This window comes from Ruegeria sp. ABM4_193 (assembly GCF_056158705.1).
The window spans coordinates 1,865,552-1,890,775 of sequence record NZ_JBSWTT010000001.1 but is presented as its reverse complement, the minus strand read 5'-3'; the positions used below and the strand labels follow the sequence as shown (position 1 = coordinate 1,890,775).

Sequence of the window (25,224 nt, the reverse complement as noted above, 5' to 3'; positions counted from 1 at the left end):
AAAAAGGCCCGCGCAAAGCGGGCCTTTTTCATACCTTAAGCCAGTGATCAGGCCAATTCCGGTTCTGCCGCTGCCTGAAGATGCGTCATCAGATTTTCCGGCGAAGATACGCCATAGGGGTCTTCGGGGCAGTTATCCATCAAGCCGGGCTCTTCGAACCAAGCTTCGACCACGCCATCATTGACGATGGCGGCGTAGCGCCACGAACGCATGCCGAAACCCAGATTGTCCTTGTCAACCAGCATACCCATCTTGCGCGTGAACTCTGCCGAACCGTCAGGGATGACTTTGACATTTTTCAAGCTTTGATCCTGCGCCCACTTGTTCATCACAAAGCTGTCGTTGACGGACATGCAGTAAATCTCGTCGATCCCTTGGGCGGTAAAATCGACGAAGCCTTTCTCGAAACCCGGCAATTGGTAGGTCGAGCAGGTCGGCGTGAACGCACCGGGCAATGAGAACAGGATTACGCGCTTGCCAGCGAAGTAATCGGCGGTTGTCTTGTCTTCCCAACGGAACGGGTTTGGGCCTTCAACAGCCTCGTCCCGGACACGTGTGTGGAAGGTCACGTCGGGCAGTTTCGCTCCGGTTTTCATGCTCAAGCTCCTGTGAGTCAGATGTGATCTGAGCGGGACTTAAAACAGTTCCAAAACACCTTCAATCGAAGAAGTTCTGCGCCTATGAAGTTTTTTTCTTGCCTTTGCGCTTTGAAAACAAAAGGTAAAAATATAGTTTAGCCTTAAATCATTTTGCTTGCGGAAAATACGCGCATAGCGGCTATGCGTCGCTGGTGTAACAATGGCGACTTGTTTATGTTATAGGTACACAAAGTTGACCCAAAGTCAGGATAACAGCCCGTGCGAGATCTCAAGATCCCAGAACAACGCCATCCAGAAAAAGCGCATCGCCCGGATAACGCGCAACCCAAGAAGCCGAACTGGATCAGGGTCAAGGCACCGGGTGGCAAGGGCTATGCGGACACCCGCAAGATCATGCGTGACAACAATCTGGTAACGGTTTGTGAAGAAGCGGGTTGCCCCAATGTTGGCGAATGCTGGAGCCAGGGTCACGCCACCATGATGATCATGGGTGAGATCTGTACGCGCGGCTGTACCTTTTGCAACATCGCCACCGGGCGCCCTGACGAGTTGGATGCGTTTGAACCGGGTCGCGTGGCACATGCGGTTGAAAAGCTGGGCCTGAACCACGTTGTTATTACGTCGGTGGACCGCGACGACCTGAATGATGGTGGAGCAGAGCATTTCGCGCAGACCATTCGCGCAGTGCGCCACCGTTCGCCGAAGACCACGATCGAGATTCTGACACCTGACTTCCTGAAATGTGAGCCTGAGGTGTTGGAGGTTGTGGTTCAGGCGAAACCCGATGTGTTCAACCACAATCTGGAAACCGTGCCGGGTTTATACCCCGAGGTCCGACCCGGCGCGCGGTATTTTCACTCGCTGCGTTTGCTGCAACGTGTGAAAGAGCTGGACCCGTCGATTTTCACCAAATCCGGCATCATGGTTGGATTGGGCGAAGACGAGCAGCAAGTGCGTCAGGTCATGGATGACATGCGCGCCGCGGATATCGACTTTCTGACCATTGGTCAGTACCTGCAACCGACTCCAAAGCACCATGGTGTGGATCGCTTCGTCACGCCGGAAGAATTCGCCTCTTACGAAAAGGCGGCCTATGGAAAAGGCTTCCTGATGGTGTCGGCAACACCATTGACCCGGTCGTCTTACCACGCGGGCGACGATTTCGCCCGTCTGAGGGCGGCGCGTCAAGAAAAGCTGCAGCAAGCGTGACCCCGGATCTTGTCGCACGGCTGACCCGCCTGCGCCGCGAATTGCATCAGAACCCGGAACTTTCGGGGCAGGAAGTGCAAACTGCGGCGCGCGTTGCTGACTTATTGCGCGAAGCCGGAGCAGATCATGTTCTGACCGGCATCGGGGGACATGGGGTTGCCGGTGTTTTCGAAAGCGGACTGCCGGGGCAAACTCTGGCTATTCGGTGCGAGTTGGACGGCCTTCCGATCCAGGAAGTATCTGATCTGCCTTATGTCTCACAAACAGATGGCAAAGGGCATCTATGCGGCCATGACGGCCATATGACAATGGTTCTGGGTGTCGCTGACGCCTTGGGTCACAAACGTCCAAATTCCGGTCGTGTCGTTTTGATTTTCCAACCCGCCGAAGAGACAGGGCATGGCGCGGTCGCATTCCGGGCAGATCCCCAGTTTGCCGGAATTTCCCCGGACATCGTGTTGTCATTGCACAACTTGCCGGGGTTGGAGCTTGGAGCGGTCGAACTCTGTACCGGTCCGGCAAACTGTGCCTCGCGCGGTATGCAGATTGTTTTGACGGGTAAGACCTCGCACGCGGCGGCCCCACAGGATGGCGTGTCACCTGCGGGTGCCTTGGCCAAACTGATGCCAGCCTTGGCTGATTTGGGGGCGGGTGGCGACTCGAACGACGACTACGCCTTAACCACCGTCACGCACGCCAATCTGGGCGAGCGCACTGTGGGTGTCGCCCCCGGACGGGCTGATTTGTGGGTGACGCTGCGCACAGTCTCGGACCAACGGATGACGCGCCTGATCGACGAAGCTGAAGCGATGGTCCGCAAGACGGCGCAGGACGAGGGACTTTCGGTGGAGATTTCTTACGATGAGGTCTTCGAAGCTTGCGTCAATCACCCGGAAACCGTCTCAATTCTGAAGCGATCCTGTGCCGATCAGGGAATTGAATGCCGTTTGGTCGATCAGCCGCAGCGTTTTTCCGAGGATTTCGGGCAGTTTGGCAAAAGCGCAAAAGCCGCAATGTTCTGGTTGGGATCGGGTTGGGATCATCCCCAACTACACAATCCGGACTATGATTTTCCAGATGCGTTGATACCCGTAGGTGTTGGAATTTTCACCTCATCCATTCGGCAGATTTTGGGATAAGACTCAGCTTTAGGGTGTATTGTAGTCTCAGGTAAACCGAACCTTGCCGATAAAGGGTAGGTTTCTGTTTCGCTGCGCGTAGTCGATGCCGTAACCGACCACAAATTCGTCCGGGATCTCGAACCCGATCCAGTCTGACCGGAAATCCACTTCACGACGACTTGGCTTGTCGAGCAGAGCAATGGATTTCAGGCGTGCAGGTTTGCGGCTTTGAAGCAGTTTGGTGACGTGATTCAGCGTGTGACCTGTATCCACGATATCTTCAACGACCAGCACATCGCGCCCTTCAATAGCGCCGCGCAAGTCCTTGAGAATACGAACTTCCCGACTACTTTCCATGGCGTCGCCGTAAGATGACGCCTCAAGGAAATCCACTTCGATCGGTAAATCCAATTCGCGGACCAGATCGGCGATAAAAACAAAACTGCCGCGCAACAAGCCCACGACAACCAGCTTGTCGGTGTTGCCGAATTCTGCTGTGATTTCGCGACAGAGCTCTTCAATTCTGGCAGCGATGGCCTTGGCCGAGATCATCTCATCTATCACATATGCGCGGTCAGTCATCGTTGCCCCCTTGATCTTTGGCGCGCAACATACGACATGACGCGCCATTGTCACCTGCAAATACCGGACGTCATGCCTATCCATTCGGAAACTCGCCACCTGCCATACACGGCCCAGCAGATGTATGATCTGGTGGCGGACGTGGCCAAGTATCCGCAGTTTCTACCGTGGTGCGCTGCAGCTCGGATCCGCAAGACATATGCTGTGGGCGAGGCGCAGGTGATGGAAGCTGATCTGGTCATCTCGTTCAAAGTGTTCCGCGAACGTTTTGGCAGCCGGGTGACTCTATTTGCAGACCAGAAGAAGATCGATACCGAGTATCTGGATGGCCCCTTCAAATACATGAAGTCCGACTGGCAATTCGAGGATACGCCGGATGGAGGCTGCAATATCTCGTTCCACGTGGATTTCGAGTTCAAGAACGCGATTCTGCAAGGGATCATTGGCGTCGTGTTCAACGAAGCCATGCAAAGGATCGTACGTGCGTTCGAGGCGCGGGCCCAAGAACTCTACGGCTAGGTCTTTACGCCGCAATTGCGCTCGCTAGACTGCGCCCATGACGGATTTCACTACATCATTGGCCGCGTTTGCGGCGGGACCGATTTCAACGACATCTCAGGCGCGGATTGTGACGTCTCTGTCCGTGCTGGACTGGGTTGCGGTTGGTCGAGCGGGTGCGAACGAACCTGTCTCATCCATCATTCGCAAGATGGTTCTGGAGGAGGGTGGTCAGGCACAGGCCCATCTATTTGGCGGCGGTGAAGCGCCATTGCGCGGAGCCGCGTTGGTGAATGGCACCGTGTCTCATGCGCTGGATTATGACGACACGCATTTTGCCCATATCGGGCATCCGTCTGTTGCCATCCTTCCGGCGGCGCTTGCTGTGGCCGAGTGGGATGATCGTATTCTTGTCGACTTGCTCGAAGCCGCTTTGATTGGGATGGAAACCTCAATTCGTGTTGGCCTGTGGTTGGGTCGGGGCCACTATCAGGTCGGGTTTCATCAGACAGCCACGTCCGGTGCATTTGGGGCCGCCGTCGCCGCAGGGCGATTGTTGGGCTTCGATATAAACCAGATGCGATCCGTTTTGGGTCTGACCGCCACCCGTGCAGCCGGACTGAAGGCGCAGTTCGGGACGATGGGCAAGCCATATAACGCGGGCCTTGCGGCGTCAGCCGGTGTCGAAACAGCCTTGCTGGTGCATCACGGGTTTCAGGCCAATGCCGATGCGCTCGAAGGCCCGTTTGGCTTTGGTGCAACCCATCAGGGCGCGTCTGATTTAAGCGCGCTGGACGGTTTGGGCGATGAATGGTTGTTCGAAAGCGTCAGTCACAAGTTCCATGCCTGTTGTCACGGCTTGCACGCCGCGCTCGAAGCGGCGCGGGAACTGGACATCGCCGAGCCTGAAGTGGCCGAGATCAAGATCAAAACCCATCCGCGTTGGATGAGTGTGTGCAATCAGCTGACACCTGCAAGCGGGTTAGGGGCTAAATTCTCATACCGCACTGTCATCGCGATGCAGGCCTTGGGATATGATACCGCCTTGCCCGGCAGTTATACGGATAAGGTTTGCGCTGACCCACGCATTACGTCCTTGCGCGACCGCATCACTGTTGAAGCAGATGAAAGCTTGTCAGAGACACAGGCGCATTTGGCCTTGCTGCGCCGCGACGGTATTCGTCGTGAGGCAACGCATGATCTGCTGACCCCAATCTCACTGTCTGACCGCGAGGATCGTGTACGTGCCAAAGCCGCAAAGTTGATCGGAGCGGATGAGGCGGACGCGATCTGGTCGATGCTGCGCACCGGTGGCCGCGCCCGCGATCTGGCCGCCAAACTGGCGGGTTAGATCACGCGCCAGTGCAATGGAAAGCCAGCGTCGAAAACGGTAACGAGTCCATCTTTTGTGTCGATCTTGTCGGGGTATTCGACCGGCTCGCCCTTGGTCAGCGTGATGGTGTCCTCATTCACGGGCAGGCGATAGAACGCGGGACCATTCAGCGACACAAAGCCTTCCAGTTTGTCCAATGCGCCTTCGCGGTCGAACATCTCGGCCACAAGGGACATAGTGTTGGTTGCCGTGAAGCATCCCGCGCAGCCGCAGGCCATTTCCTTGTTGTCATCCGTGTGCGGCGCGCTGTCGGTGCCAAGGAAATACCGCGGGTCGCCCGAAGTCGCGGCTTTCAGCAACTCCAACCGATGCTCTTCACGTTTGGCGACGGGCAGGCAGTAATAATGCGGTTTGATCCCACCAACCAGAATGTGGTTGCGGTTGATGATCAGGTGATGCGCCGTGATTGTCGCGCCCAGGTCTGCCTCATTGGCTTTGACATACTGAACACCGTCTCGGGTGGTGATATGTTCCATCACCACGCGCAGACCCGGAGTGGCCTTTCGGATCGGGTCCAGTACACGGTCGATGAACACGGCCTCACGGTCAAAAATGTCGATCTCAGCGTCGGTAACTTCGCCGTGTACACACAGGGGCAGGCCAATCTCGGCCATACGCTCCAGCACAGGGCGCACGTTGTCAAAGTTCCGCACACCGGAATGCGAGTTGGTCGTAGCCCCTGCGGGGTACAGCTTCACGGCCTTGACCAAACCGCTTGCATGGGCAGCCGCCAGATCGTCCGGGTCCGTATCCTCGGTCAGATAAAGTGTCATCAACGGCTCAAACGTCATACCGTCGGGCAGCGCGGCCATGATGCGGTCGCGATACGCTGCGGCGTGCGCGCCGGTCACGACCGGAGGCACCAGATTGGGCATAATGATCGCACGGCCAAAATGGCGTGCAGTTTCGGGCAGAACGGCCTGCAGCATGGCGCCATCGCGCAGGTGCAGATGCCAGTCGTCGGGGCGGCGGATCGTGAGGGTATCGGTCATGGGCTTCCGCTAGCATAGCTGTTGAAAAAGACCAACCGCGACCGCACGCGTTGGTGAAAAAACTTGTCAACCAACCCGAACGTCGTAGCTGTGTCTTGGCGCGAGGTCTTGACGCGCAGGTCGGTGCATGACCTGTTTGTCCGCTAAGGAGAGAGGGGTCCATGACGCAACCAAATTCAATTGATGCCGTGCAGCAGATGTTGGGAGCCCAGGGCTATGTCTGCGGACGCGCTCTTGCGACTGTTGTTTTTCTGTCGTTGAAACTGGGCCGACCGCTGTTTCTGGAAGGTGAAGCAGGCGTTGGGAAAACCGAGATCGCCAAAGCACTGGCTGCGGGGTTAAATCGTCGCCTGATCCGCCTGCAATGCTACGAAGGTCTGGATGCGTCCTCTGCTGTTTACGAGTGGAACTTTCCGGCGCAGATGGTGGCGATCCGTACGGCTGAGGCGTCGGGCGGGGCGGACCGAAGCGCGCTTCAGGCGGAATTGTTCTCAGACGAATACCTGATCGAACGCCCCTTGTTGCAAGCGATGCGGCCTGATGAACATGGCGCGCCGGTTCTACTGATCGACGAACTGGACCGCACCGACGAACCTTTTGAAGCCTTCCTGCTTGAGGCCCTCAGCGATTTTCAGGTCACGATCCCGGAACTCGGCACCGTCAAAGCGCCCGAGCCGCCCGTTGTCATTGTCACGTCAAACCGCACGCGCGAGGTGCATGACGCCCTCAAACGCCGCTGCCTTTATCATTGGGTCGATTACCCGGACTTCGAGCGCGAGATGGCAATCCTGCACGCCCGTGCACCTGAAGCGGCTGATGCGCTCAGCCGTGAGGTCGTGGCCTTTGTTCAACGGCTACGCACCGAGGACTTGTTCAAGAAACCCGGTGTGGCCGAGACCATTGACTGGGCCAAATGTCTGCTGGCGCTGGATGTGATGAACCTCAGCCCAGAGGTGATCGGCGACACTCTGGGCGCAATCCTGAAATACCAGGACGACATCCAGAAACTGCAAGGGTCCGAGGCGAAACGCATTCTGGACGAGGCCAAGGCCACCCTCGAACCGGCCTGATGCTTCATCTTTTCACAAATACTCCGGGGTATGGGGGCAGAGCCCCCATGGATGCTGATGGCAGAACAACTCCCTCTGGACATACCGGACAATCCAAAGCTGGCGCAGAATATCACGCACTTCGCCCGTGCCCTTAGAAAGGCGGGTTTGCCAATTGGCCCAGGGCGCGTGATTGATGCCATCAACGCCGTGCAGGCGGCTGGGTTTACTAGGAAACGAGACTTTTATTGGACTCTGCACGCCTGTTTTGTGAACCGCCCGGAACATCGAACGGTGTTCGCGCAAGTCTTCCGAATGTACTGGCGCGATCCGCGATACATGGAACACATGATGGCCATGATGCTGCCCGCCATTCGCGGCGTGCAGGAAGAGCGTAAAGCGGACGCGGGTGAAAAACGGGCGGCCGAGGCACTGTTGGACGGCGTTGAACGGGATATGCCTGAACCCGCCGCGCAAGACGAAGGCGAAACTGAAATCGAGATAGACGCCACTCAGACGGCGTCATCCGAGGAACGACTGCGCAATCTGGATTTTGAACAGATGAGCACCGCTGAAATAGCGCAAGCCAAACGCGTCTTGGCGCGGATGACTCTGCCGGTCAAACCCATCGAGTCGCGCCGGGGGCAGGCGAGCCATCTTGGGCACCGCATAGACCGGGCCCGCACCTTGCGCGGGGCTATGCGGCAAGGCGGCGAGCTGCACGATATCTACAGGCTGCAGCCCAAGCCACGCTGGCCTAACCTTGTGGCGTTGTGTGATATCTCAGGATCGATGAGCCAGTACAGTCGGATTATCCTGCATTTCCTGCATACGGTATCGAATGCCAAGGGGGCGGGCTGGGCCAAAGTTCACGCTTTCACTTTCGGCACCCGCCTGACCAACATCACCCGACATTTACGTCAACGGGATGTGGATGCAGCGCTTGCCGCCGCCGGGGCCGAGGCGCAGGATTGGGAAGGCGGCACGCGTATAGGAGAGTGCCTTCACCAATTCAACCGTGACTGGTCGCGCCGGGTCATGGGGCAGGGGGCGGTTGTTTTGCTCATTACGGATGGGCTGGAACGGGGCGAGCCTAAGGTTCTGCAGAAAGAGATCGAGCGCCTGCACCTGTCTTCAAAACGGCTGATCTGGCTGAATCCGTTGCTGCGCTGGGATGGGTTCGCCCCAAAAGCGCAAGGCGTGGCGACCATGCTGCCGCATGTGGACAGTTTCCGGGCAGGGCATTCCATTGCCTCACTCGAAGACCTGGCCGACGTGATTTCAAAAACCGACGACCAGGGTCAGAAAGCCCGGCTGATGGCCGCGCTTTCCGGTTAGTCGATTACGACAGCTGCTCGTCATTGCACTTACGCGCCATTTCCATGGCTTTGTATGTGCCGGTCAGATCAACAGTGAAGGCATACGCTGTCTCGGGGAACACGATCATGACCTTTTTCTTGGCCAGATCGTCCGCGAATTGAGGGTTGTCCGACAGAATGTAGCCGCCTGAATAACCCTTGGTGATGTTGCCTTTCATACCAGTGGCTTCACCCAAGTAGATGTTGTCACCAATCAGGATCGCAACCTCTTGCGTCTCGCCCCGTTTGATATCGGTATCGGCTTTGGTGAACACACCGACATAACCGACGCTGCGATCTTCGGTCAGACCCATCTGCACGACGTTTTCCGCATCATCCACGGCCTCGATCAGGCAGGATTTCCGTTCATTGTCGATGAAGACTTTCCAGCCCTCGACTTCTCCATACCGTTGGAATGTGTCAGCCCACGCCGCCGTCGAGGCCAAAAGACCTACTGCGGCACCCAGTGTCAAAAAACGTTTCAACTGCTTGTCTCCGATATATAAATTTTGGATACGCAGTCCGGTAGAATACCGGTTGCATGTGCAAGCTAGAGCTCTGACACCTAACAATCAATCCTATGATTTGTTGAATGTGGTTCAGCCATTGATAGCGTTGAAAAAGAGCAGACATAGACCTTTTGGCAAGACTGCCGCGCTTTTCTTCGCGTCAATCCTGCCTATGTTGGAAACGGGTGACATCTGGAGGGTTTGATGGAGCAATTCGACAACAGCCCGGAAACGGCTTTGGACTGGCACCGCAGCGGGCGGGGCGCGGCCTTGGCGACCGTTGTCGAAACCTGGGGCAGCGCGCCAAGACGCGTAGGGTCTCAACTGGTGATCGGCGGCGACGGGCGGATTGAAGGCTCGGTTTCCGGCGGCTGCGTAGAAGGTGCGGTGATCGTTGAAGCGCTTGAAGCCTTGGACGAGGGCGAAGCCCGGCTTTTGGAATTTGGTGTCAGCGACGAGGATGCCTTTGCCGTTGGTCTGGCCTGCGGCGGAACGATCCGTGTTCTGGTCGAACCCATTGGAAAGGTCCTGCCCGAGCCCATGCTGGCCGAACTGGTTGCGGCGCGCGCCGCACGCGAGCCGGTGGCGTATGAAGTGAATACAAACACCGGGCACAGGGCTTTGCGCCGCAACGCGTATGCGGAACGGCTGCGTATGGATCGGTCCGGTTTTGAGGAGGACGGCGAAACCTTTGTGGCGGTTCACAACCCACCTTTGCGGCTGATCGTTGTGGGTGCCGTCCATATCGCACAGGCACTTGTACCGATGGCGCGCATTGCGGGCTATGATCCGGCCATCATCGATCCGCGCGATGCCTTTGCATCCAGCGCGCGATTTCCGGGGGAAACGATCCTGACTGATTGGCCGGACGAAGCGGTGGCCAAGCTGGGGCTGGACGCGCGGACCGCCATTGTCTTGCTGACCCATGATCCCAAGCTGGACGACCCGGCGCTGCAAGCGGCACTTGATGCAGGTGTATTTTATATCGGCGCTCTGGGCTCGACGCGCACCCACGCCAAACGGGTGGATCGCATGAAAGCCGAAGGGTTCACTGAGGAACAGATTTCCAGAATTCACGGCCCGATCGGATTGGATATTGGTGCTGCGGGACCTGCAGAAATCGCCGTTGCTATTCTTGCTCAGATGACTGCGGTCCTGCGGGGCAAAGCATGAGGTTTGGCCCGGTTCCCGTAGCGCAGGCCGAAGGGGCCATTCTGGCGCATTCGGTCACTGCAGGTGGGCGCAAGCTGCGAAAGGGACTGGCATTGCAGCCCGAACATATCGTGCAGCTGACGCAAGCTGGGCTAAGCGAAGTCATTGTCGCTCAGCTTGATACCGGTGACTGCCATGAGGACGAGGCCGCACGTAACTTGGCGGCAGCCCTTGCGCCTGATGCTGCCGCAGCCAACCTGCGCGTGACCGAGGCGTTTACCGGGCGCGTCAACCTTTTGGCCGATGGACCGGGGGTGGCCGTTCTGGATGTCGCTGCGCTTGAGCGTTTCAACCAAGTCAATCCGATGATCACAGTGGCCACGGTGCCCCAGCATCAGCAAATGGGGCCAGGTGGTATGGTGGCGACCATCAAGGTCATCTCTTACGCTGTGCCGGCAGAGGATGTCCAACGCGCCGCGACTTTGGCGCAGGGCGCAATCCGTTTGGCGCGTCCGGTTCACCAAACAGCCGGGTTGATCGTGACGGACATTCCGGGCGGACCATCAAATGAGAAAGGGATTGCCGCCATTCGGGGCCGGGTCGAGCTGCTGGATATGAACCTGTGTGATGTGCAGATCGTTCCGCACCGCGTCGAAGCTCTGGCAGAAGCAGTCTCGCAAAGCGAAGGGGATGTGCTGATGATCCTGACAGGTTCGGCGACGTCAGACCCGGAAGATGTGGCACCTTCGGCTGTGCGTCTGGCTGGCGGGCAGGTGGATCGCTTTGGAATGCCGGTGGATCCGGGAAACCTGTTGTTTTTGGGCGCCTTGCAAGATCGCCCGGTGATTGGATTGCCCGGTTGCGCGCGCTCTCCGGCGTTGAACGGTGCCGATTGGGTTCTATCCAGGATCGCGTGTGGAATTGAGACTAGGGGTGCAGACATCGCAGCGATGGGGGTTGGCGGGCTTCTCAAGGAAATCCCGACCAGACCGCAGCCCCGTGCCAAACGTAAAACCTAGCCGTATAGCTGCGCGCGGGCCGCGACGCAGCCAGGTTGTTAGGGCTTCCTGAGCTTTGGCAAAACACCGGGCCGCCAATAGGCGCCCGTGTCTTCACGTGCTTTTTGATACTGTTCCACGCGTTCCCGGGCCTCTTTGCCGCTGGCCTCAAAAAGATGCCCGAGCAAACATTCCAACACGACCATCGCGCCGGAAAAGCTTGAGAATGGGTGCAAGGTTCGGGTGCTGACGGGCAGCACCACATCCGGTTCAACCCCCGGCGCGATCACCTCGCTATCCGACAGCAACACAATGCGCATGGACCGGTCGCGGGCAAAGCGCATCGATTGTATCGTATCGGCGGAATATGGATGGACGGTGATGGCAAACAGACAATCTTCCGCCGTGGCTTCGACCAAATCGTCAATGGCTGAGCCCATGTGACGGGGCACCAGCTGCAATCCGGGATGCGCCATGCGACCTGCGTAGTGAAAGTAATAGGCCAAGGCGTGGCTGGACCGGGTCGCTGTCACGTAACAGCGCCGCGCGGAAATCATGTGCCCGATGGCGCGTTGTGTCAGAAGCGGGTCCATCAGGCGCAGGGATCGCGAAACAACATTCATCTCGTTCTGAGCGAATTTGACCTGCGCCAGATGAAACGGGTCTTGCCCCGCCGGAGCTTCTAACCAGCCTTGCCCCAGACGGTCTTCACTGTCTGTCGTCAAGGCGCGGCGAAACGGTTGGCGAAAAGCGTCGAAGCTGTCAAAGCCCATGCGCTGCGCAAGCCGTACCAACACGTTTGAACTGATGCCGATCCTGTCGGCGGTTTCGCGGATCGGGTTCAGCCCAAAGTCGCCAGGATGATCGACAACATACTTCGCCGCTACCTGCATTTGCGCAGGCATCTTATCGATCTCGCGCCTTAACTGATCCGTGAGTGCCATCAGGGTAGGGGTCATGGCTATAATAAAAACATATGTTTTCTATGGGGTAAATTGAAAACGAATGGAGTGGGGTCTAGGTGCAACCTTGTACAAGGAAAGAACAGATGAATCCCATCCCTGCCGACGACAACAAAACCCCCTATATTCTAGTCGCGCCCAATGGCGCGCGGCGGACTACAGCAGATCATCCTGCCCTTCCGGTCACGATAGATCAGATCGTCGCAACCGCGCGGGCCTGCCACCTTGTAGGGGCGCAGGGCATTCATGTTCATGTGCGGGACGCGAATGGTCAGCACTCGCTGGACGCTGGATCATATCTGGAAACGATCGCCGAATTGCGCCGCATCGCGCCGGGGTTGGATGTTCAAATCACAACCGAAGCGGCAGGGATATTTGACGTTCCCGCGCAGCTGGCCTGCTTGGAGCAGGTGCGTCCAGACTGGGCCTCGATTTCGATACGAGAGATTGCGTGCGACCCCAACCTTGCACCGCGTGTCTACGCGCTCTGCGCTGATCAGGGAACGCGGGTGCAGCATATTCTTTACGATGCGGAAGACGCGCGGCTGTTGGACCAGTGGCAGCAAGATGACATTGTCCGTAAGGATCAGACGGACCGGCTGTTTGTTCTGGGACGCTATAGCGACGGTCAGCAATCTGTACCGGCAGATCTGGATGCCTTCCCGAACTGTCAAAGCCATTGGATGGTCTGCGCGTTTGGTGCGCAAGAACACGCCTGTCTGGCCGAAGCAGCGCGGCGCGGGGGTGATGTGCGCGTTGGATTTGAAAACAGCCTGACGGGGCCGGATGGCACGCCGTGGGCGGACAATGCCGCTTCGGTCGCGGCTTTGGTTGAACTGCTTGGAAAGGCCAGAACATGAGTCACGTATTCCCACGCCACACCAAATCGGACCTGCCCATCGCAGCAGGTGGGGAAGGCTGCTATCTGATCGACGCCCAAGGCAAGCGTTATCTGGACTGCGGTGATGCGGCCGTGTCTTGCCTGGGGCATTCCAACCCTGCAGTGATCCGCGCCGTTCAAGAACAGGTGGAACAGATCGCCTTTGCTCATAGCGGTTTCATGACCTCTGAACCGGCTGAGGCGCTGGCGGACCTGTTGATCCAGCACGCGCCGGGCGAATTGGACCGGGTATATTTTGTGTCGGGCGGGTCCGAGGCAACCGAGGCGGCGATCAAACTGGCACGTCAGTATTTCCTTGAAATTGGTCAGCCCGAGCGTCGGCACGTCATCGCGCGCAAACAAAGTTATCATGGCAACACGCTGGGCGCTTTGTCAGCTGGGGGCAACGCCTGGAGACGGGCTCAGTTCGCGCCCATGCTGATCGAGATGACGCATATTTCGGCCTGTTATGAATATGCCGAAAAACCCGAGGGCGAAAGCAGCTTTGACTATGGTCAGCGCGTTGCCAACGAGCTTGAGGCCAAAATACTACGCCTGGGCCCCGAGACTGTCATGGCGTTTATGGCGGAACCGGTGGTCGGTGCAACGCTGGGCGCGGTTCCGGCCGTCGAAGGATATTTCAAACGTATCCGAGAAATCTGCGACCAATATGGCGTGCTGTTGATCCTGGATGAGGTAATGTGCGGCATGGGGCGAACAGGCCACCTGTTTGCATGCGATTATGACGGTATCGCGCCGGATATTCTGTGCATCGCCAAAGGCTTAGGGGCCGGGTATCAACCGATCGGAGCCATGCTGTGCACTGACGCGATCTATGATGCTATTCGGGATGGGTCAGGGTTTTTCCAACATGGGCACACCTATATCGGTCACCCGGTTGCCACAGCCGCTGCGCTCGCGGTGGTCCGTGAGCTGACGGAACGGGATTTGCCAGCCCGCGCCGGGGTCATGGGAGACAAAGTGCAATCGGCCTTGGAGGCAGCGTTTGGACAGCACGCAAATGTTGGCGATCTGCGCGGGCGGGGCCTCTTCCGCGGGATCGAACTTGTGTCGGATCGGGACACCAAGGCTCCGTTCGATCCGTCCCTAGGCATCGCCGGAAAGGTGAAGAAGGTCGCAATGTCTGAAGGCTTGATCTGTTACCCCATGGCGGGGACACGGGATGGGCGAAACGGGGATCACATTCTGCTGGCACCTCCGTTCATCATCGAAGACGCGCAGATTGACGAACTTGTCGGCAAGTTGGAACGGGCGTTGAACGCAGTCATCTGACAGCTGTAGAAACGAAAAGGCTCTCGCCAATCCAGCGAGAGCCTGTGATCTTGCAGCCTGTGTTTGGCTTATTTCTGGGGAAGCGGGCCGATCATCATGATCATCTGACGGCCTTCCATCTTCGGCATGTTTTCAACCTTGCCGATTTCCTTGATGTCCTCGGCCACACGCTCCAACAATTCGCGCCCCAGATTCTGGTGCGCCATTTCACGTCCGCGGAACCGTAGCGTGACTTTGACCTTGTCACCTTTCTCAAGAAACTTGACGACGTTCTTCATCTTGACGTCGTAGTCATGGGTATCGGTGTTAGGCCGGAATTTGACCTCTTTCACCTCGATGACTTTTTGCTTCTTGCGGGCTTCGCTTTCGCGTTTTTGCTGTTCGTATTTGTATTTGCCGAAATCCATGATCTTGCAGACCGGCGGGTTCGCATTGGGCGAGATCTCGACAAGGTCAAGGCCGGCATCGGCCGCAAGTTGCATGGCTTTGGCGGGATGAACCACCCCGACGTTTTCACCTTCGGCACCAATCAGGCGAATTTCGGGGGCACGGATTCTGTCATTGACGCGCGGGCCGGTTTCTCGTTGAGGCGGCGCGTTGTGAGGTCTGCGAGCTATGGGTTCATTCCTTTGATAATTGCAGAAATTCGAGCCCGGAATTTAAACCGGGCTGCGCCGCACTTCAAGCGGCATAAATACAGGATGATGTGAAAAAACTTGTTTTATCGGGCATTCTTCGCGTTCAGAGCCGGAAAGCCCCGAACGCAAATTGGAATTACCCAACAAAGGCTTTTTCGATCACGAATTCCTTCGGGTCGGAATTTGCACCTTCGCGCAGGCCGAACCCTTCGAGGATTTCCTTGATATCCAGGTTGAAGGCCAACGATCCACAAACCATCGCGCGGTCGGTTTCAGGCTTGATGCCGCCTTCGATGCCCAGATCTTCAAACACGGTGCCGTCCTGAAGCAGGGTGGTGATACGGCCCATTTTGGGGCTGTCTTCCCGGGTAGTGGTCGGGTAGTAGCGGATTTTGTCCGCAAACCCTTCGCCCATCAGCTCAGCCAGCAGTTCGTCCTGACGGATGTTTTCGATCAGCTGACGGCCATACTCCAGTTCGGCAACTTCGCGGCAGGTGTGGGTGATGATGACCTCGTCGTAATCCTCATAGGTCTGCGGTTCACGCAGCAGCGAGGCAAAAGGTGCAAAGCCGGTGCCGGTGGCAAAGAACCACAGGCGTTTGCCGGGCAGCAGGGCGTCATGCACCAGAGTACCAACCGGCTTGGGGCGCAGGATGATCTGATCGCCGGGTTTGATGTGTTGCAGTTTCGAGGTCAGCGGGCCGTTCTGAACCTTGATCGAATAGAACTCCAACTCTTCGTCCCAGGACGGCGACGCAATCGAATAGGCGCGCAGCAACGGTTTGCCGTTATCGCCCAAAAGGCCGATCATCACAAACTCACCCGAACGAAAGCGCAGCGAGGTCGGGCGCGAGACCTTGAACGAGAACAGGCTATCGGTCCAGTGCTTCACCTCGGTGACAGTCTGGGCATCTGGCAGAACGGGGGCCTTAACGGCGGTTGCTTCAGTCACGGATTTCATCTCTGTCATCATTTCACTGCCGGTCAGCTAAACCGACATCTCCGTTTAATCTTTGATCCAAGTCAGGAAAAGGGGACAGATTGCCCCCTTACATCACAAGCTGGCGATGGCGGTGTCAGCCGCGCAAGCGGGCCTGATAGTTGTTGTCTTGCCATTTGGAACGCGCCAGCCACTGATCTTCGGGCTGACGGTCCGCAAGGGCGTGATCAATTTCGACCTCATCGAAACCGCTGCGGCGGGCCATGGCGTATTGGTCCGCCAGCACGTGGCCTTTGGCGCGCAGGCGGCCTGTGTAGCCTTTCAGGCGCAGGACGCGCGCAATGGTAAAGCCACGTCCATCCGCTGAGGACGGGAAATCGACGCGCACCATCTTGGCACTGCCCAAACGGTCTATCAGTTCATCCGGGTCGGTGTCCGAAGCGACGTCCAGCGCGACCACATCATTGGCGGCATCGTCCAGAGTGACAAAGCCGTCGGTCCAGTCATCGGGCGAAAAGCCCTCATCCGTTACGATTACGTTCATGTTTTCTCTCCGGCGCGCATCATCTTGCCATCGACAAAATGGATGCCGCATTCTTCCTTGTTCTGGTCGCGCCAGCGCCCGGCGCGGGGGTCTTCGCCCTCTTTGACCGGCGAGGTGCAGGGCGCACAGCCGATCGAAGGGTATCCTTTGGCCACCAGCGGGTGCCGGGGCAGGTTGTTTTCTTCCATGTAGGCGCGCACATCTTCGCGCGCCCAATGGGCCAGCGGGTTGACCTTGATCCGGCCCGTGCCGTCCTCGACCTCAAAGAAGTCAAGCGCGGCGCGAGTGCCCGACTGAAACCGTTTGCGCCCGGTGATCCAGCCGCAATAGCCCGTCAGAGCCTTTTGCAGCGGGAAAGTCTTGCGCAGGTTGCAGCACGCATCCGTATCCCGCAGACGTAACGCACCATAAGGGTCGTCACGTTGAACATCCTCATCATCTGCACGAATGATTTGGACATTCTTCAGGCCCAGACGCTCGCTGACCTCCTGCTGGTACTCCAGCGTTTCGGTGAACAGCATCTGCGTGTCTACGAACAGCACCGGGGTCATCTTGTCGACCACCGCGGCCATGTGCAGCAACACAACCGACTCGGCCCCAAAGCTTGAGACCAGAGCCAATTTGTCAATTTCCTCCAACGCGCCGTGCATGACGTCATGCGCACTGTGGTGCCGGAACCGGGCGTTCAGCGTTTCGACTTTTTCGGTCAGCTCGCTGCGGTCTTTGCCCAGTTCCGTCTGGATCAGGTCAAGCGGCATTCGCCTGAGCCTCGGGGTAGAGAGCGGCCTTGAACGGAGCCATACCGACGCGGCGGTAGGTCTCCAGGAAGGTTTCTTCAGCGCTCTCCCGCTGGGTCAGGTATGTGTCGACGATGCGTTCCACTGCCGGCACGATTTCATCATAGGCAAATCCGGGGCCTGTGCGGTCGCCGACTACGGCGGTTTCAGTCGCGTCGCCACCCAGGGTGATCTGGTAATTCTCGACGCCTGCACGATCCAGGCCCAGGATGCCGATGTGGCCGACATGGTGGTGACCACATGCATTGATGCAGCCCGAGATCTTGATCTTCAGGTGGCCAATATCATGCTCCAGCTTCAGGTCTTCGAAACGCGTTGCGATTTCCTGCGCCACGGGGATCGAGCGGGCCGTTGCCAGCGCGCAGTAGTCCATGCCGGGGCAGGCAATAATGTCGCTGATCAGGCCGATATTGGCGGTCGCCAGTTCGTACTCTTTCAGCTTTGCATGGATCGCAGGCAGGTCCGACTTGTGGACATGCGGCAGGATCACGTTCTGCTCGTGGCTGATGCGCAGCTCGTCATAGGCGAACTCTTCGGCCAGATCGGCCATTACGCGCATCTGCTCGGCAGTCGCATCGCCCGGCGTTGCGCCATGTTTCTTGATCGAGATCGTAACGATCGCGTGGTCCGCGTTTTTGTGCGGAGCGATATTGGTGTCGACCCACGAACGGAAAACCGGATCGTTGGTGTAGGCGCTTTCAAACGACGCAACCGAGCCCTCACGGAAGTCAGGCGCCGCGAAGTGGCCCTTGATTTCTTCCAGCAGCGCCATGTCGGCTCCTTTGAACTGAGGGCGAACCTGCAGGAAACGCTCGTTGACCTTGGCGCGGATGGCATCGATACCGTGCTCATGCACGGTGATCTTGATGCGCGCCTTGTATTTGTTGTCACGGCGGCCGATCTGGTTCCAAACCGAAACGGTGGCTTCGAGGTAAGCCAGCAGGTCGTCAAACGCGACGAATTCGGAAAGTTCCTTGCCGATCATTGGGGTCCGGCCCAGTCCGCCGCCCACGATCACGCGCGCGCCCAGAACACCATCACGCTCAACCAGTTGCAGGCCGATGTCGTGTGCTTTGATCACGGCGCGGTCGTTTTCGCTGCCGGTGATGGCGATCTTAAATTTACGCGGCATGAACTGGAACTCCGGGTGGTCGGTCGACCACTGGCGCAGCAGTTCGGCATAGGGGCGCGGGTCAGCGATCTCATCCGCGGCGGCACCGGCAAAGTGATCTGCTGTCACGTTGCGGATGGTGTTGCCCGAGGTCTGAATGGCGTGCATGCCAACCTCGGCCAGCGCGTCCAGCATATCTGGCACGTCGTTCAGCTTGGGCCAGTTGTACTGAATGTTCTGACGGGTGGTGAAATGGCCATAGCCTTTGTCCCACTTTTCGGCCAGCAAGGCCAGCTGGCGCATCTGCGCGCTGGACAGGGTGCCGTACGGAATGGCGACCCGCAGCATGTAAGCATGCAGCTGCAGATACAGGCCGTTCATCAGGCGCAGGGGTTTGAATTCATCCTCAGTCAGTGAGCCGTCGATACGACGCTCGACCTGCGCGCGGAACTGCTTGTTGCGCTCTGCCAAAAAAGCTGTGTCAAACTCGGAGTAGCGATACATGTCTAGCTGTCCTTGGTTGCAGCCCCGAACCTTGGGGCCATAGAAGGGGAGAGAGAGGGCCTGAGGTCAGGCCCGGGGCTGCGAGGAAGATTCCTGTTTGCCGTGGGCATAGTTGGACGGACCAGTCCGGCGGAAGTCTTCCCGAAAATGGGTGGGCTCAGGGCCGTGTTCGCCAGCAACGGCGTCAGCCAGATAGGCACCCACAATCTTGTTCGCCTGACGCGCGGCATCCAGCAGACGCACCTGAGCGTGCGCTTCATCGGTGATCAGTTCCGCATCGGAAAGATCGCGCGACCAGCGGTCGTCTTCGGTTTGATAAATCACATCACCTTCCAGCAGATCATTTGCGGTGACGACTTTGGGGGTAAAAGCGCGGGCCATCAGGCAAGCTCCTTATTGAATTCAGTCACGGCCTGCACCGCTTCGCGCGGGGCAAGGCCATAGAAGGTCAGGGCAGGGCCGTCCAATTCAGCGGCGGCCAGATCAGTTGGCAGTTTGTCCAATGTGGTGGCCAGAATGCGTTGGTTCGGGCGCGAGGCATTTTCGACCAGCGTGATCGGAGTTGCACGATCCGCACCGTGCATAATCAGACGCCCTTGGATGAACCGGGCCGATTTCTTCCCCATGTAAATCGCAGCAACCGATCCTGCGCGCGCCAGCGCGGCCCAGTCATGATCGGCAAAGCCTTTCATGTCGTGCCCGGTCAGAAACCGCACGGAAGAGTTGCGGCCCCGACGGGTCAGGCTTTGCCCAATGCTTGCAACAGCCGCAGATGCAGCTGTAACGCCGGGGATGATTTGCCAGTCAATGCCAGCGGCCTCGACCGCTTCGATTTCTTCATCCAGACGACCAAACACGGTTGGGTCCCCTGACTTGAGGCGCACCACGCGCTTGCCCTTTTGGGCATAGTCCACCAGAAGCGCATCAATATCGCTTTGCTTCCAGGACGGACCAAACCCGGCTTTGCCAACATCAACCAGTTCTGCGGTTTGGCCGGCCAAATCCAGCACAGGTGTACTGATCAGGCGGTCATGCAGAACGATATCAGCCTGCTCAAACGCGGTGAGCGCTTTGAGCGTCAGCAATTCGGGATCACCGGGACCGGCGCCGACAAAATCGACATGTCCTTTGGATCTGATTGTGAGCATGTCCTGCATTGGATCGTCTCGGGTGTGGTTTGACTTGACCTCCAATATAGGAAATATTCCCACTAAAGTGCCATATGGGCGGTTAAATAAGAACACATGTTCCATTATTGTTGAAAATTGGAACGAAAACCTCGAATTGGAAGGAAAACTGGAATGTCGGTTCGAATAGACGAAACGGATCGGAAAATTCTGGCCGAACTGCAACGCGATGCGGGTCAGTCGCTGGATGAAATCGCGGCCCGTGTAGGCAGTTCCAAGACCCCGGTTTGGAATCGCATCCGTAAGCTCAAAGGGGCCGGTATCATTGGTCAGCAAACAGTTTTGCTGGACGCCGAAGCGCTTGGATTCGAGGCGACATTCTTTGTCTTGATCCGTACGTCCGAGCACGAGGCCGAATGGCAGCGCAAATTTCTGAAAGCGTTGCGCGATCACCCCGAAGTGCAAGAGGCACACAGGCTGGCTGGCGACATCGACTATATCCTCAAAGTCAGGGTCAAGAATGCACGCGCCTATGACGTTTTCTATCAATCACTGATTTCAGAGGTGCGGGTGCACAACGTCACGGCGCTTTTGTCGATGGAAGAAATCAAATCCACCACAATGCTGCCGTTGAACGCATTGGTTGATAAGGCGTAGCAGTGCGGGCTGTCAGCAAGGTGGAAATGCGACTTCAGATTTGTACCAGAACCTGCTCCAAGCCATGGAAATGATAACTGTCCGAATAAGTCGAGGGCGCGGCCAGCCGTAGGTCTGGACAGGCATCGAACAGGATTGGAAGCGCGATACGCATTTCCAACCGTGCCAAAGGCGCACCAACGCAGAAGTGGATTCCGCCACCAAAGCTGGTGTTCACATCGATGGACCGCGTGGGGCGGAAAGCGTTCGGTTCTTGCCAGACAGCAGGGTCGCGGTTCGCGGCCCCCAGCAACAAAGCAACCTGATCGCCGCGTTTGAATCTATGCCCAAAAATATCGACATCCTCGTAGGCATAGCGCGTAAACATATGCAGGGGCGGGTCAAAACGCAGGATTTCTTCGATCGTGGCGTCAATCTTGTCTGACCGGAAAACGCTTGGGTCGGTCTGTGTTTCAAGCAGGGTTTTGACCCCGTTCCCCAAGGAGTGCACTGTTGCCTCGTGACCGGCATTCAGCAGCAGAATACAGGTCGCGACCAACTCCTCTCGGGAAAGTTTCTCGCCTTCCTCTTCTGCAGTGATCAATCGTGTAATCAGATCGTCACGCGGATCACTCCGCCTCTGGTCGATGTAGTCTTCCAGAAACGTGGTGAATTCCTGCGCCGATTGTGCTGCCCTGTCTTCGGTGTCCCGCGTTCGATTGGCTTGGTACATTGCCACCATGTTGTGCGACCAGCGCAGCAAGTCCGGTGCCATTTCCTCGGGTACTCCCAGCAGACGACAGATCGTAATCACGGGGACCTGAGTGCAATAGGCATGCAAAAGGTCAAACGGCTCTTGTGGGAAGTCCCGGATCAGATCGTGACAAAGGGTTTCAATCGAAGGCTGCAATGCCGAAATCGCCCGCGACGTGAAGGCCCGCATGACCAACGCCCGCAGACGCGTGTGCCGTGGTGGCTCGGCTTCAAGCAGCGAATGGGCTTCGACAGACAACCATGGGGCCAGATGCGCAGGGCCTTGTGTCGCGTACTCGGGCGGAACTTCGCGCCCGAACCGGCGATCCTTCAGCAAGGTGCGGACGGCCTGGCAGGACACAGCGGCAACCATGCTGTAATCGGTCCAATAGAACAGATCTCCGGCGTGTCGGGCTGTGTCGTAAAACGGATAGGGGTTCTGGACGAAACCCGGTTCTGTCGGGGATTGTGAGAGCGACTTCATGCGACGCACACTTGCCACGCGCCGCGTTGAATGCAAGACCCTGTATATGCACAGGGTTTGGTTCATAGCCGGTTTTCTGATTGCCGTTGGGGTACTGTCCGGATTTGTCTGGTCTTATGGCTACCGTCAGGCGTTGTCTCAGCTCAGCGAAAAGGCCGAGGCCGATCTTGAACTGGCGGCCGACCGGCTGAGCACGCAAATGCAAGTGTATCAAGAGCTTGCAGTGCTGATGGCGACCCATCCGATTCTGCAAGAATTAGATCAACAAGCCGACAAGCGACAAGCTCAGGCAATTTTTCTGGACGTTGCCGACAAGACAGCGGCAGTCAACATGATGTACCTGGACCAAAAAGGGCAGGTATTGGTTTCAGCGCAGCCTGTGTCTCAGCCCGACATGGCCGAACACCCCGCTTTCCGTCGTGCAATGCAGGGGGCTTTGGGCAGTGCGCATGAGGTTACGCCTGTCGGAGATGATCGGATCTACTCTTACGCTGCGCCTGCTTTTGGCCCATTTGGTCAGATCACAGGTGTACTGATGGTTGTTGCCGATGTTCAGGATGTAGAGCAGACGTGGCGTGGCAGTACCGAGGCGGTTTTCTTTGTTGATGCAGAAGGTGTTGTGTTCATCTCGAACAGGTCGGACCTGCTGTTTTGGTCTCGAGAGGAAGGAGAGGCAGGACTAACACCGCCCAATGGCGCGACGGTCGACTTTGCTTCGGCGCGCGTCGGGGGGCACGAGCTGTGGAAATTGAACTGGGGGCGCTATCTTCCGCGCGATGCTTTGCACCTTACCCTCGAATTGCCGGTCATCGATATGACTGCCGAGGTATTGGTGGACGTGGCCCCAGCCCTGCAACTTGCGCGACTTCAGGCAGCCGCAGTCGCAGCAATCTGTTTGGCATTTGGTGCAATGCTTTTTCTTGCGATGGAACGGCGGCGGACGCTGGCCGAAGCCAATGCGGTTCTTGAAAGCCGAGTGGCCAAACGGACCCTCGACCTGACGGTTGCAAACGACAGCTTGCAAAAAGAGGTCGCGGAACGACAGGAAGCCGAAGCGGCGCTGCGACGCGCGCAGGCGGATTTGGTACAGGCCGGAAAGCTCAGCGCGCTTGGTCAGATGTCAGCAGGGATCAGCCACGAGCTGAACCAGCCCCTGATGGCGATCCAGCAGTTTGCTGATAATGGCACAGCGTTCGTGGAACGTGGAAAACCCGAGAAAGCGGGCGAGAACTTGGGCCGCATTTCTGAGATGGCTGCGCGTATGGCGCGGATCATCAAGAACCTGAGGGCCTTTGCCCGCAACGAAAGCGAACCGATGGGGCGCGTGGATTTGGTGCAGGTTCTGAATACGGCCGTTGAACTGACCGAAGCCAGGCTGAACACGGAAAACGTGGCCATGGATTGGCAACCGCCAAACGCGCCTGTTTACGCTTGGGGTGGTGAGGTAAGGCTTGTGCAGGTCTTTGTGAACCTGATCAACAACGCCGCAGATGCGATGAGCCAGCAGGATGAACGCCTCATTCAAATTGTGATCAAAAATGGCGAGAGGCTGTCGGTCACTGTACGTGACATAGGTCCCGGCATCGAAAACACGGAAAAGCTGTTTGAGCCGTTCTACACCACCAAGGCCGTAGGTTCGTCCGAAGGAATGGGGCTGGGGCTTTCGATTTCTTACGGGCTGGTTCAGAGTTTCGGTGGAAACATTCGCGGGACCAACGCGCCCACTGGCGCGATGTTTACTGTAGATTTGGAATACTATCGGGAAGACGAGGCGGCATGACCCGAAAAGTTCTTTTGGTCGACGATGATGCAGCCGTACGTGAGGCTTTGGCACAAACGCTTGAACTGGCGGATGTTCAACCGACTACGGCAGGCTCTTTTGTCGCGGCCAAGGATCATATCCGAGCGGACTTTCCCGGTGTCATCATTTCGGACATCCGAATGCCGGGTCGGGATGGGTTTCATCTGTTGACCTACGCAAGAGAGGTCGATCCCGATCTTCCCGTCATTCTTCTGACCGGTGAAGGGGATATTCCCATGGCTGTTGATGCAATGGGTAAGGGCGCGTTCGATTTTCTGGAAAAACCCTGTGCCGCGTCCGATCTGCTGGATGTGCTGGAGCGTGCATTCGCAGCCCGAGCCGAAGTCATCGAGCAGAGGGCAATGAGATCCGAACTGGAACGCGGTGACCCGGCCGCACGATTGCTGTTTGGCCTTTCGCCGCAGGCCGAGGCGTTGCGCGAAAGGGTTCGCGCCGTTGCACCCACACAGGCCGAAGTTCTGGTGACTGGCCCTCCTGGCAGTGGCATCTCTAAAGTGGCCGAGGTTGTGCACCTGATGTCATCTGTGGGGCAGGGGCCGTTCGTGAAACGCCCGGCCTCGACGCTCAGCCCAGAAGATCTGGCCCGCAGTTGTGAGGATGCAGCGGGTGGGTCGCTGTTTCTAGACGAAGTTTCGGCCATGCCGCAGGCCACGCAATTTGCGGCGCTTGAACTGATCGAACAAGGGCCGGGTGGTCGGATCATTGCTGGCACCACCGCTGATCTATCTGCCTTAAGTGCCGAAGGCCGCTTCAACGCCGATCTTTTCTACAGGTTAGACGTGATGCGCGTTCGGATTCCATCTTTGGCAGAGCGGCCAGACGATATTCCCGTTATCTTTCGTCACTACGTGGCTCAGGCAGCTGAGCAGGCAGGGATTCCGGTTCCTGAAATCTCATCGGAACATCTGGCAGCGTTGATGGCCAACGATTGGCCCGGGAATGCGCGGTCGCTCATGTCCGCCGCGATGCGCTTTGTTCTGGGGATGCCGGAAGAGGTCGCACAGGCCACAGATCTGGGCCTCAGTGAACAAATGGCGCGTGTTGAACGATCGTTGCTGATCGCGGCGTTGGGGCGGCACAATGGAAAAGCGTCTGATGCGGCAAAGGCGTTGAAGCTTCCGCGAAAGACCTTTTATGACAAGCTGGCGCGCTACCAAATCCGGCCAGAGGATTACCGCAGGTAACTCAGCCGACAAACGCAACCTCCATATTGATTTGCATGGATGATTCGGAAATTGTGCGGAAATCCGCACAAGTGGCATTTTCATATGTG

At 57.5% G+C, this 25,224-nt stretch carries 26 protein-coding genes; 13 read left to right on the top strand and 13 right to left on the bottom strand.

Translation table 11 applies throughout. The features are described 5' to 3' along the window. Positions 1 to 47 precede the first annotated feature (47 nt). Positions 48 to 596 carry a redoxin family protein gene (locus ACXADZ_RS09515; RefSeq protein WP_475195568.1) on the bottom strand — a complete coding sequence of 183 codons (549 nt, stop codon included), beginning with the start codon at positions 594 to 596 and terminating at the stop codon, positions 48 to 50. 261 nt (positions 597 to 857) lie between these two features. Between ACXADZ_RS09515 and lipA the strand changes: the two genes are divergently transcribed. Further along, a complete protein-coding gene (gene lipA / locus ACXADZ_RS09510; RefSeq protein WP_171182947.1) occupies positions 858 to 1,808 on the top strand; it encodes a lipoyl synthase in 951 nt (316 codons plus the stop codon). Continuing rightward, positions 1,805 to 2,947, top strand: a complete 1,143-nt coding sequence (locus tag ACXADZ_RS09505; protein ID WP_475195561.1) for an amidohydrolase — start codon at positions 1,805 to 1,807, stop codon at positions 2,945 to 2,947. The genes lipA and ACXADZ_RS09505 overlap by 4 nt, the downstream gene beginning before the upstream one ends. A 27-nt stretch (positions 2,948 to 2,974) precedes the next feature. Here the strand turns inward: ACXADZ_RS09505 and hpt are convergent, their stop codons facing one another. Further along, positions 2,975 to 3,511 (bottom strand): hypoxanthine phosphoribosyltransferase, encoded by a 537-nt coding sequence (hpt, locus tag ACXADZ_RS09500; RefSeq protein WP_171668121.1) that lies wholly within the window; start codon positions 3,509 to 3,511, stop codon positions 2,975 to 2,977. A 72-nt stretch (positions 3,512 to 3,583) separates the two neighbouring features. On the opposite strand from hpt, the gene ACXADZ_RS09495 reads away from it, so the two are divergent. Further along, positions 3,584 to 4,030, top strand: coding sequence for a type II toxin-antitoxin system RatA family toxin (locus ACXADZ_RS09495; RefSeq protein WP_475198547.1), 447 nt, complete (start codon positions 3,584 to 3,586; stop codon positions 4,028 to 4,030). A gap of 37 nt (positions 4,031 to 4,067) precedes the next feature. Beyond that, on the top strand, positions 4,068 to 5,360 hold the full coding sequence (locus ACXADZ_RS09490; RefSeq protein WP_475195554.1) for an MmgE/PrpD family protein: 1,293 nt from the start codon (positions 4,068 to 4,070) through the stop codon (positions 5,358 to 5,360). Here the strand turns inward: ACXADZ_RS09490 and pyrC are convergent. After that, positions 5,357 to 6,394, bottom strand: a complete 1,038-nt coding sequence (gene pyrC, locus ACXADZ_RS09485) for a dihydroorotase (RefSeq protein ID WP_475195550.1) — start codon at positions 6,392 to 6,394, stop codon at positions 5,357 to 5,359. The genes ACXADZ_RS09490 and pyrC overlap by 4 nt on opposite strands. 161 nt (positions 6,395 to 6,555) lie before the next feature. Here pyrC and ACXADZ_RS09480 point away from each other — a divergent pair, with 161 nt between their 5' ends. Further along, on the top strand, positions 6,556 to 7,464 hold the full coding sequence (locus tag ACXADZ_RS09480; protein WP_475195546.1) for an AAA family ATPase: 909 nt from the start codon (positions 6,556 to 6,558) through the stop codon (positions 7,462 to 7,464). Between the two features lie 57 nt (positions 7,465 to 7,521). Continuing rightward, entirely contained in the window at positions 7,522 to 8,781 is a 1,260-nt protein-coding gene (locus tag ACXADZ_RS09475) for a vWA domain-containing protein (RefSeq protein WP_475195543.1), read from the top strand. A gap of 4 nt (positions 8,782 to 8,785) precedes the next feature. On the opposite strand, the gene ACXADZ_RS09470 is transcribed toward ACXADZ_RS09475, so the two are convergent. Continuing rightward, positions 8,786 to 9,286 carry a hypothetical protein gene (locus ACXADZ_RS09470; RefSeq protein ID WP_171089709.1) on the bottom strand — a complete coding sequence of 167 codons (501 nt, stop codon included), beginning with the start codon at positions 9,284 to 9,286 and terminating at the stop codon, positions 8,786 to 8,788. A gap of 228 nt (positions 9,287 to 9,514) precedes the next feature. Between ACXADZ_RS09470 and ACXADZ_RS09465 the strand changes: the two genes are divergently transcribed. Together ACXADZ_RS09465 and ACXADZ_RS09460 are read left to right on the top strand one after the other, a co-directional pair. Beyond that, complete coding sequence (locus ACXADZ_RS09465) at positions 9,515 to 10,483, top strand: XdhC family protein (RefSeq protein WP_475195534.1); 969 nt, start codon at positions 9,515 to 9,517, stop codon at positions 10,481 to 10,483. Next, positions 10,480 to 11,481, top strand: a complete 1,002-nt coding sequence (locus ACXADZ_RS09460; RefSeq protein ID WP_475195530.1) for a molybdopterin-binding protein — start codon at positions 10,480 to 10,482, stop codon at positions 11,479 to 11,481. The genes ACXADZ_RS09465 and ACXADZ_RS09460 overlap by 4 nt, the downstream gene beginning before the upstream one ends. Before the next feature lie 38 nt (positions 11,482 to 11,519). On the opposite strand, the gene ACXADZ_RS09455 is transcribed toward ACXADZ_RS09460, so the two are convergent. Beyond that, positions 11,520 to 12,404, bottom strand: coding sequence for a MurR/RpiR family transcriptional regulator (locus tag ACXADZ_RS09455; protein WP_475195528.1), 885 nt, complete (start codon positions 12,402 to 12,404; stop codon positions 11,520 to 11,522). A gap of 104 nt (positions 12,405 to 12,508) precedes the next feature. On the opposite strand from ACXADZ_RS09455, the gene ACXADZ_RS09450 reads away from it, so the two are divergent. Beyond that, the gene (locus ACXADZ_RS09450; protein WP_475195525.1) at positions 12,509 to 13,282 is read left to right on the top strand and encodes a beta-keto acid cleavage family enzyme; all 774 of its coding nucleotides are present in this window, start codon (positions 12,509 to 12,511) and stop codon (positions 13,280 to 13,282) included. After that, a complete protein-coding gene (locus ACXADZ_RS09445) occupies positions 13,279 to 14,595 on the top strand; it encodes an aspartate aminotransferase family protein (RefSeq protein ID WP_475195523.1) in 1,317 nt (438 codons plus the stop codon). Before ACXADZ_RS09450 ends, ACXADZ_RS09445 begins: the two co-directional genes overlap by 4 nt. 68 nt (positions 14,596 to 14,663) lie before the next feature. On the opposite strand, the gene infC is transcribed toward ACXADZ_RS09445, so the two are convergent. The 7 genes from infC to cobA form a co-directional block, all read right to left on the bottom strand. Then, complete coding sequence (infC, locus tag ACXADZ_RS09440) at positions 14,664 to 15,125, bottom strand: translation initiation factor IF-3 (RefSeq protein ID WP_475198545.1); 462 nt, start codon at positions 15,123 to 15,125, stop codon at positions 14,664 to 14,666. Positions 15,126 to 15,369: 244 nt separating this feature from the next. Continuing rightward, entirely contained in the window at positions 15,370 to 16,203 is an 834-nt protein-coding gene (locus tag ACXADZ_RS09435; protein ID WP_475195519.1) for a ferredoxin--NADP reductase, read from the bottom strand. Positions 16,204 to 16,309: 106 nt separating this feature from the next. After that, a complete protein-coding gene (locus ACXADZ_RS09430; RefSeq protein ID WP_171668130.1) occupies positions 16,310 to 16,717 on the bottom strand; it encodes a DUF934 domain-containing protein in 408 nt (135 codons plus the stop codon). Continuing rightward, entirely contained in the window at positions 16,714 to 17,475 is a 762-nt protein-coding gene (locus tag ACXADZ_RS09425) for a phosphoadenylyl-sulfate reductase (RefSeq protein ID WP_171089726.1), read from the bottom strand. The genes ACXADZ_RS09430 and ACXADZ_RS09425 overlap by 4 nt, the downstream gene beginning before the upstream one ends. Beyond that, on the bottom strand, positions 17,465 to 19,129 hold the full coding sequence (locus tag ACXADZ_RS09420; RefSeq protein WP_475195509.1) for a nitrite/sulfite reductase: 1,665 nt from the start codon (positions 19,127 to 19,129) through the stop codon (positions 17,465 to 17,467). Before ACXADZ_RS09420 ends, ACXADZ_RS09425 begins: the two co-directional genes overlap by 11 nt. 66 nt (positions 19,130 to 19,195) lie before the next feature. Continuing rightward, complete coding sequence (locus tag ACXADZ_RS09415) at positions 19,196 to 19,510, bottom strand: DUF2849 domain-containing protein (protein WP_171089731.1); 315 nt, start codon at positions 19,508 to 19,510, stop codon at positions 19,196 to 19,198. Next, positions 19,510 to 20,286, bottom strand: a complete 777-nt coding sequence (cobA, locus tag ACXADZ_RS09410; RefSeq protein WP_475195506.1) for a uroporphyrinogen-III C-methyltransferase — start codon at positions 20,284 to 20,286, stop codon at positions 19,510 to 19,512. The genes ACXADZ_RS09415 and cobA overlap by 1 nt, the downstream gene beginning before the upstream one ends. A gap of 144 nt (positions 20,287 to 20,430) precedes the next feature. Here cobA and ACXADZ_RS09405 point away from each other — a divergent pair, with 144 nt between their 5' ends. After that, entirely contained in the window at positions 20,431 to 20,913 is a 483-nt protein-coding gene (locus ACXADZ_RS09405; RefSeq protein ID WP_171089735.1) for an Lrp/AsnC family transcriptional regulator, read from the top strand. Positions 20,914 to 20,947: 34 nt separating this feature from the next. Here ACXADZ_RS09405 and ACXADZ_RS09400 read toward each other — a convergent pair whose 3' ends face one another. Next, positions 20,948 to 22,129 (bottom strand): cytochrome P450, encoded by a 1,182-nt coding sequence (locus ACXADZ_RS09400; protein WP_475195502.1) that lies wholly within the window; start codon positions 22,127 to 22,129, stop codon positions 20,948 to 20,950. Between ACXADZ_RS09400 and ACXADZ_RS09395 the strand changes: the two genes are divergently transcribed. Together ACXADZ_RS09395 and ACXADZ_RS09390 are read left to right on the top strand one after the other, a co-directional pair. Continuing rightward, positions 22,128 to 23,909 carry a sensor histidine kinase gene (locus ACXADZ_RS09395; protein ID WP_475195499.1) on the top strand — a complete coding sequence of 594 codons (1,782 nt, stop codon included), beginning with the start codon at positions 22,128 to 22,130 and terminating at the stop codon, positions 23,907 to 23,909. The two genes, ACXADZ_RS09400 and ACXADZ_RS09395, sit on opposite strands and share 2 nt — an antisense overlap. Then, positions 23,906 to 25,135, top strand: coding sequence for a sigma-54-dependent transcriptional regulator (locus ACXADZ_RS09390; RefSeq protein ID WP_475195496.1), 1,230 nt, complete (start codon positions 23,906 to 23,908; stop codon positions 25,133 to 25,135). Before ACXADZ_RS09395 ends, ACXADZ_RS09390 begins: the two co-directional genes overlap by 4 nt. The last annotated feature ends 89 nt before the right edge of the window (positions 25,136 to 25,224 follow it).

Coding starts and splice junctions, on each gene's coding strand:
- ACXADZ_RS09515 (WP_475195568.1), bottom strand. CDS start 596: ATGAAAACCGGAGCGAAACTGCCCGACGTGACCTTCCACACACGTGTC.
- hpt (WP_171668121.1), bottom strand. CDS start 3,511: ATGACTGACCGCGCATATGTGATAGATGAGATGATCTCGGCCAAGGCC.
- ACXADZ_RS09495 (WP_475198547.1), top strand. CDS start 3,584: ATGCCTATCCATTCGGAAACTCGCCACCTGCCATACACGGCCCAGCAG.
- ACXADZ_RS09490 (WP_475195554.1), top strand. CDS start 4,068: ATGACGGATTTCACTACATCATTGGCCGCGTTTGCGGCGGGACCGATT.
- pyrC (WP_475195550.1), bottom strand. CDS start 6,394: ATGACCGATACCCTCACGATCCGCCGCCCCGACGACTGGCATCTGCAC.
- ACXADZ_RS09480 (WP_475195546.1), top strand. CDS start 6,556: ATGACGCAACCAAATTCAATTGATGCCGTGCAGCAGATGTTGGGAGCC.
- ACXADZ_RS09475 (WP_475195543.1), top strand. CDS start 7,522: ATGGCAGAACAACTCCCTCTGGACATACCGGACAATCCAAAGCTGGCG.
- ACXADZ_RS09465 (WP_475195534.1), top strand. CDS start 9,515: ATGGAGCAATTCGACAACAGCCCGGAAACGGCTTTGGACTGGCACCGC.
- ACXADZ_RS09460 (WP_475195530.1), top strand. CDS start 10,480: ATGAGGTTTGGCCCGGTTCCCGTAGCGCAGGCCGAAGGGGCCATTCTG.
- ACXADZ_RS09455 (WP_475195528.1), bottom strand. CDS start 12,404: ATGGCACTCACGGATCAGTTAAGGCGCGAGATCGATAAGATGCCTGCG.
- ACXADZ_RS09450 (WP_475195525.1), top strand. CDS start 12,509: ATGAATCCCATCCCTGCCGACGACAACAAAACCCCCTATATTCTAGTC.
- ACXADZ_RS09445 (WP_475195523.1), top strand. CDS start 13,279: ATGAGTCACGTATTCCCACGCCACACCAAATCGGACCTGCCCATCGCA.
- ACXADZ_RS09435 (WP_475195519.1), bottom strand. CDS start 16,203: ATGACAGAGATGAAATCCGTGACTGAAGCAACCGCCGTTAAGGCCCCC.
- ACXADZ_RS09430 (WP_171668130.1), bottom strand. CDS start 16,717: ATGAACGTAATCGTAACGGATGAGGGCTTTTCGCCCGATGACTGGACC.
- ACXADZ_RS09425 (WP_171089726.1), bottom strand. CDS start 17,475: ATGCCGCTTGACCTGATCCAGACGGAACTGGGCAAAGACCGCAGCGAG.
- ACXADZ_RS09420 (WP_475195509.1), bottom strand. CDS start 19,129: ATGTATCGCTACTCCGAGTTTGACACAGCTTTTTTGGCAGAGCGCAAC.
- ACXADZ_RS09415 (WP_171089731.1), bottom strand. CDS start 19,510: ATGGCCCGCGCTTTTACCCCCAAAGTCGTCACCGCAAATGATCTGCTG.
- cobA (WP_475195506.1), bottom strand. CDS start 20,286: ATGCAGGACATGCTCACAATCAGATCCAAAGGACATGTCGATTTTGTC.
- ACXADZ_RS09405 (WP_171089735.1), top strand. CDS start 20,431: ATGTCGGTTCGAATAGACGAAACGGATCGGAAAATTCTGGCCGAACTG.
- ACXADZ_RS09395 (WP_475195499.1), top strand. CDS start 22,128: ATGCGACGCACACTTGCCACGCGCCGCGTTGAATGCAAGACCCTGTAT.
- ACXADZ_RS09400 (WP_475195502.1), bottom strand. CDS start 22,129: ATGAAGTCGCTCTCACAATCCCCGACAGAACCGGGTTTCGTCCAGAAC.
- ACXADZ_RS09390 (WP_475195496.1), top strand. CDS start 23,906: ATGACCCGAAAAGTTCTTTTGGTCGACGATGATGCAGCCGTACGTGAG.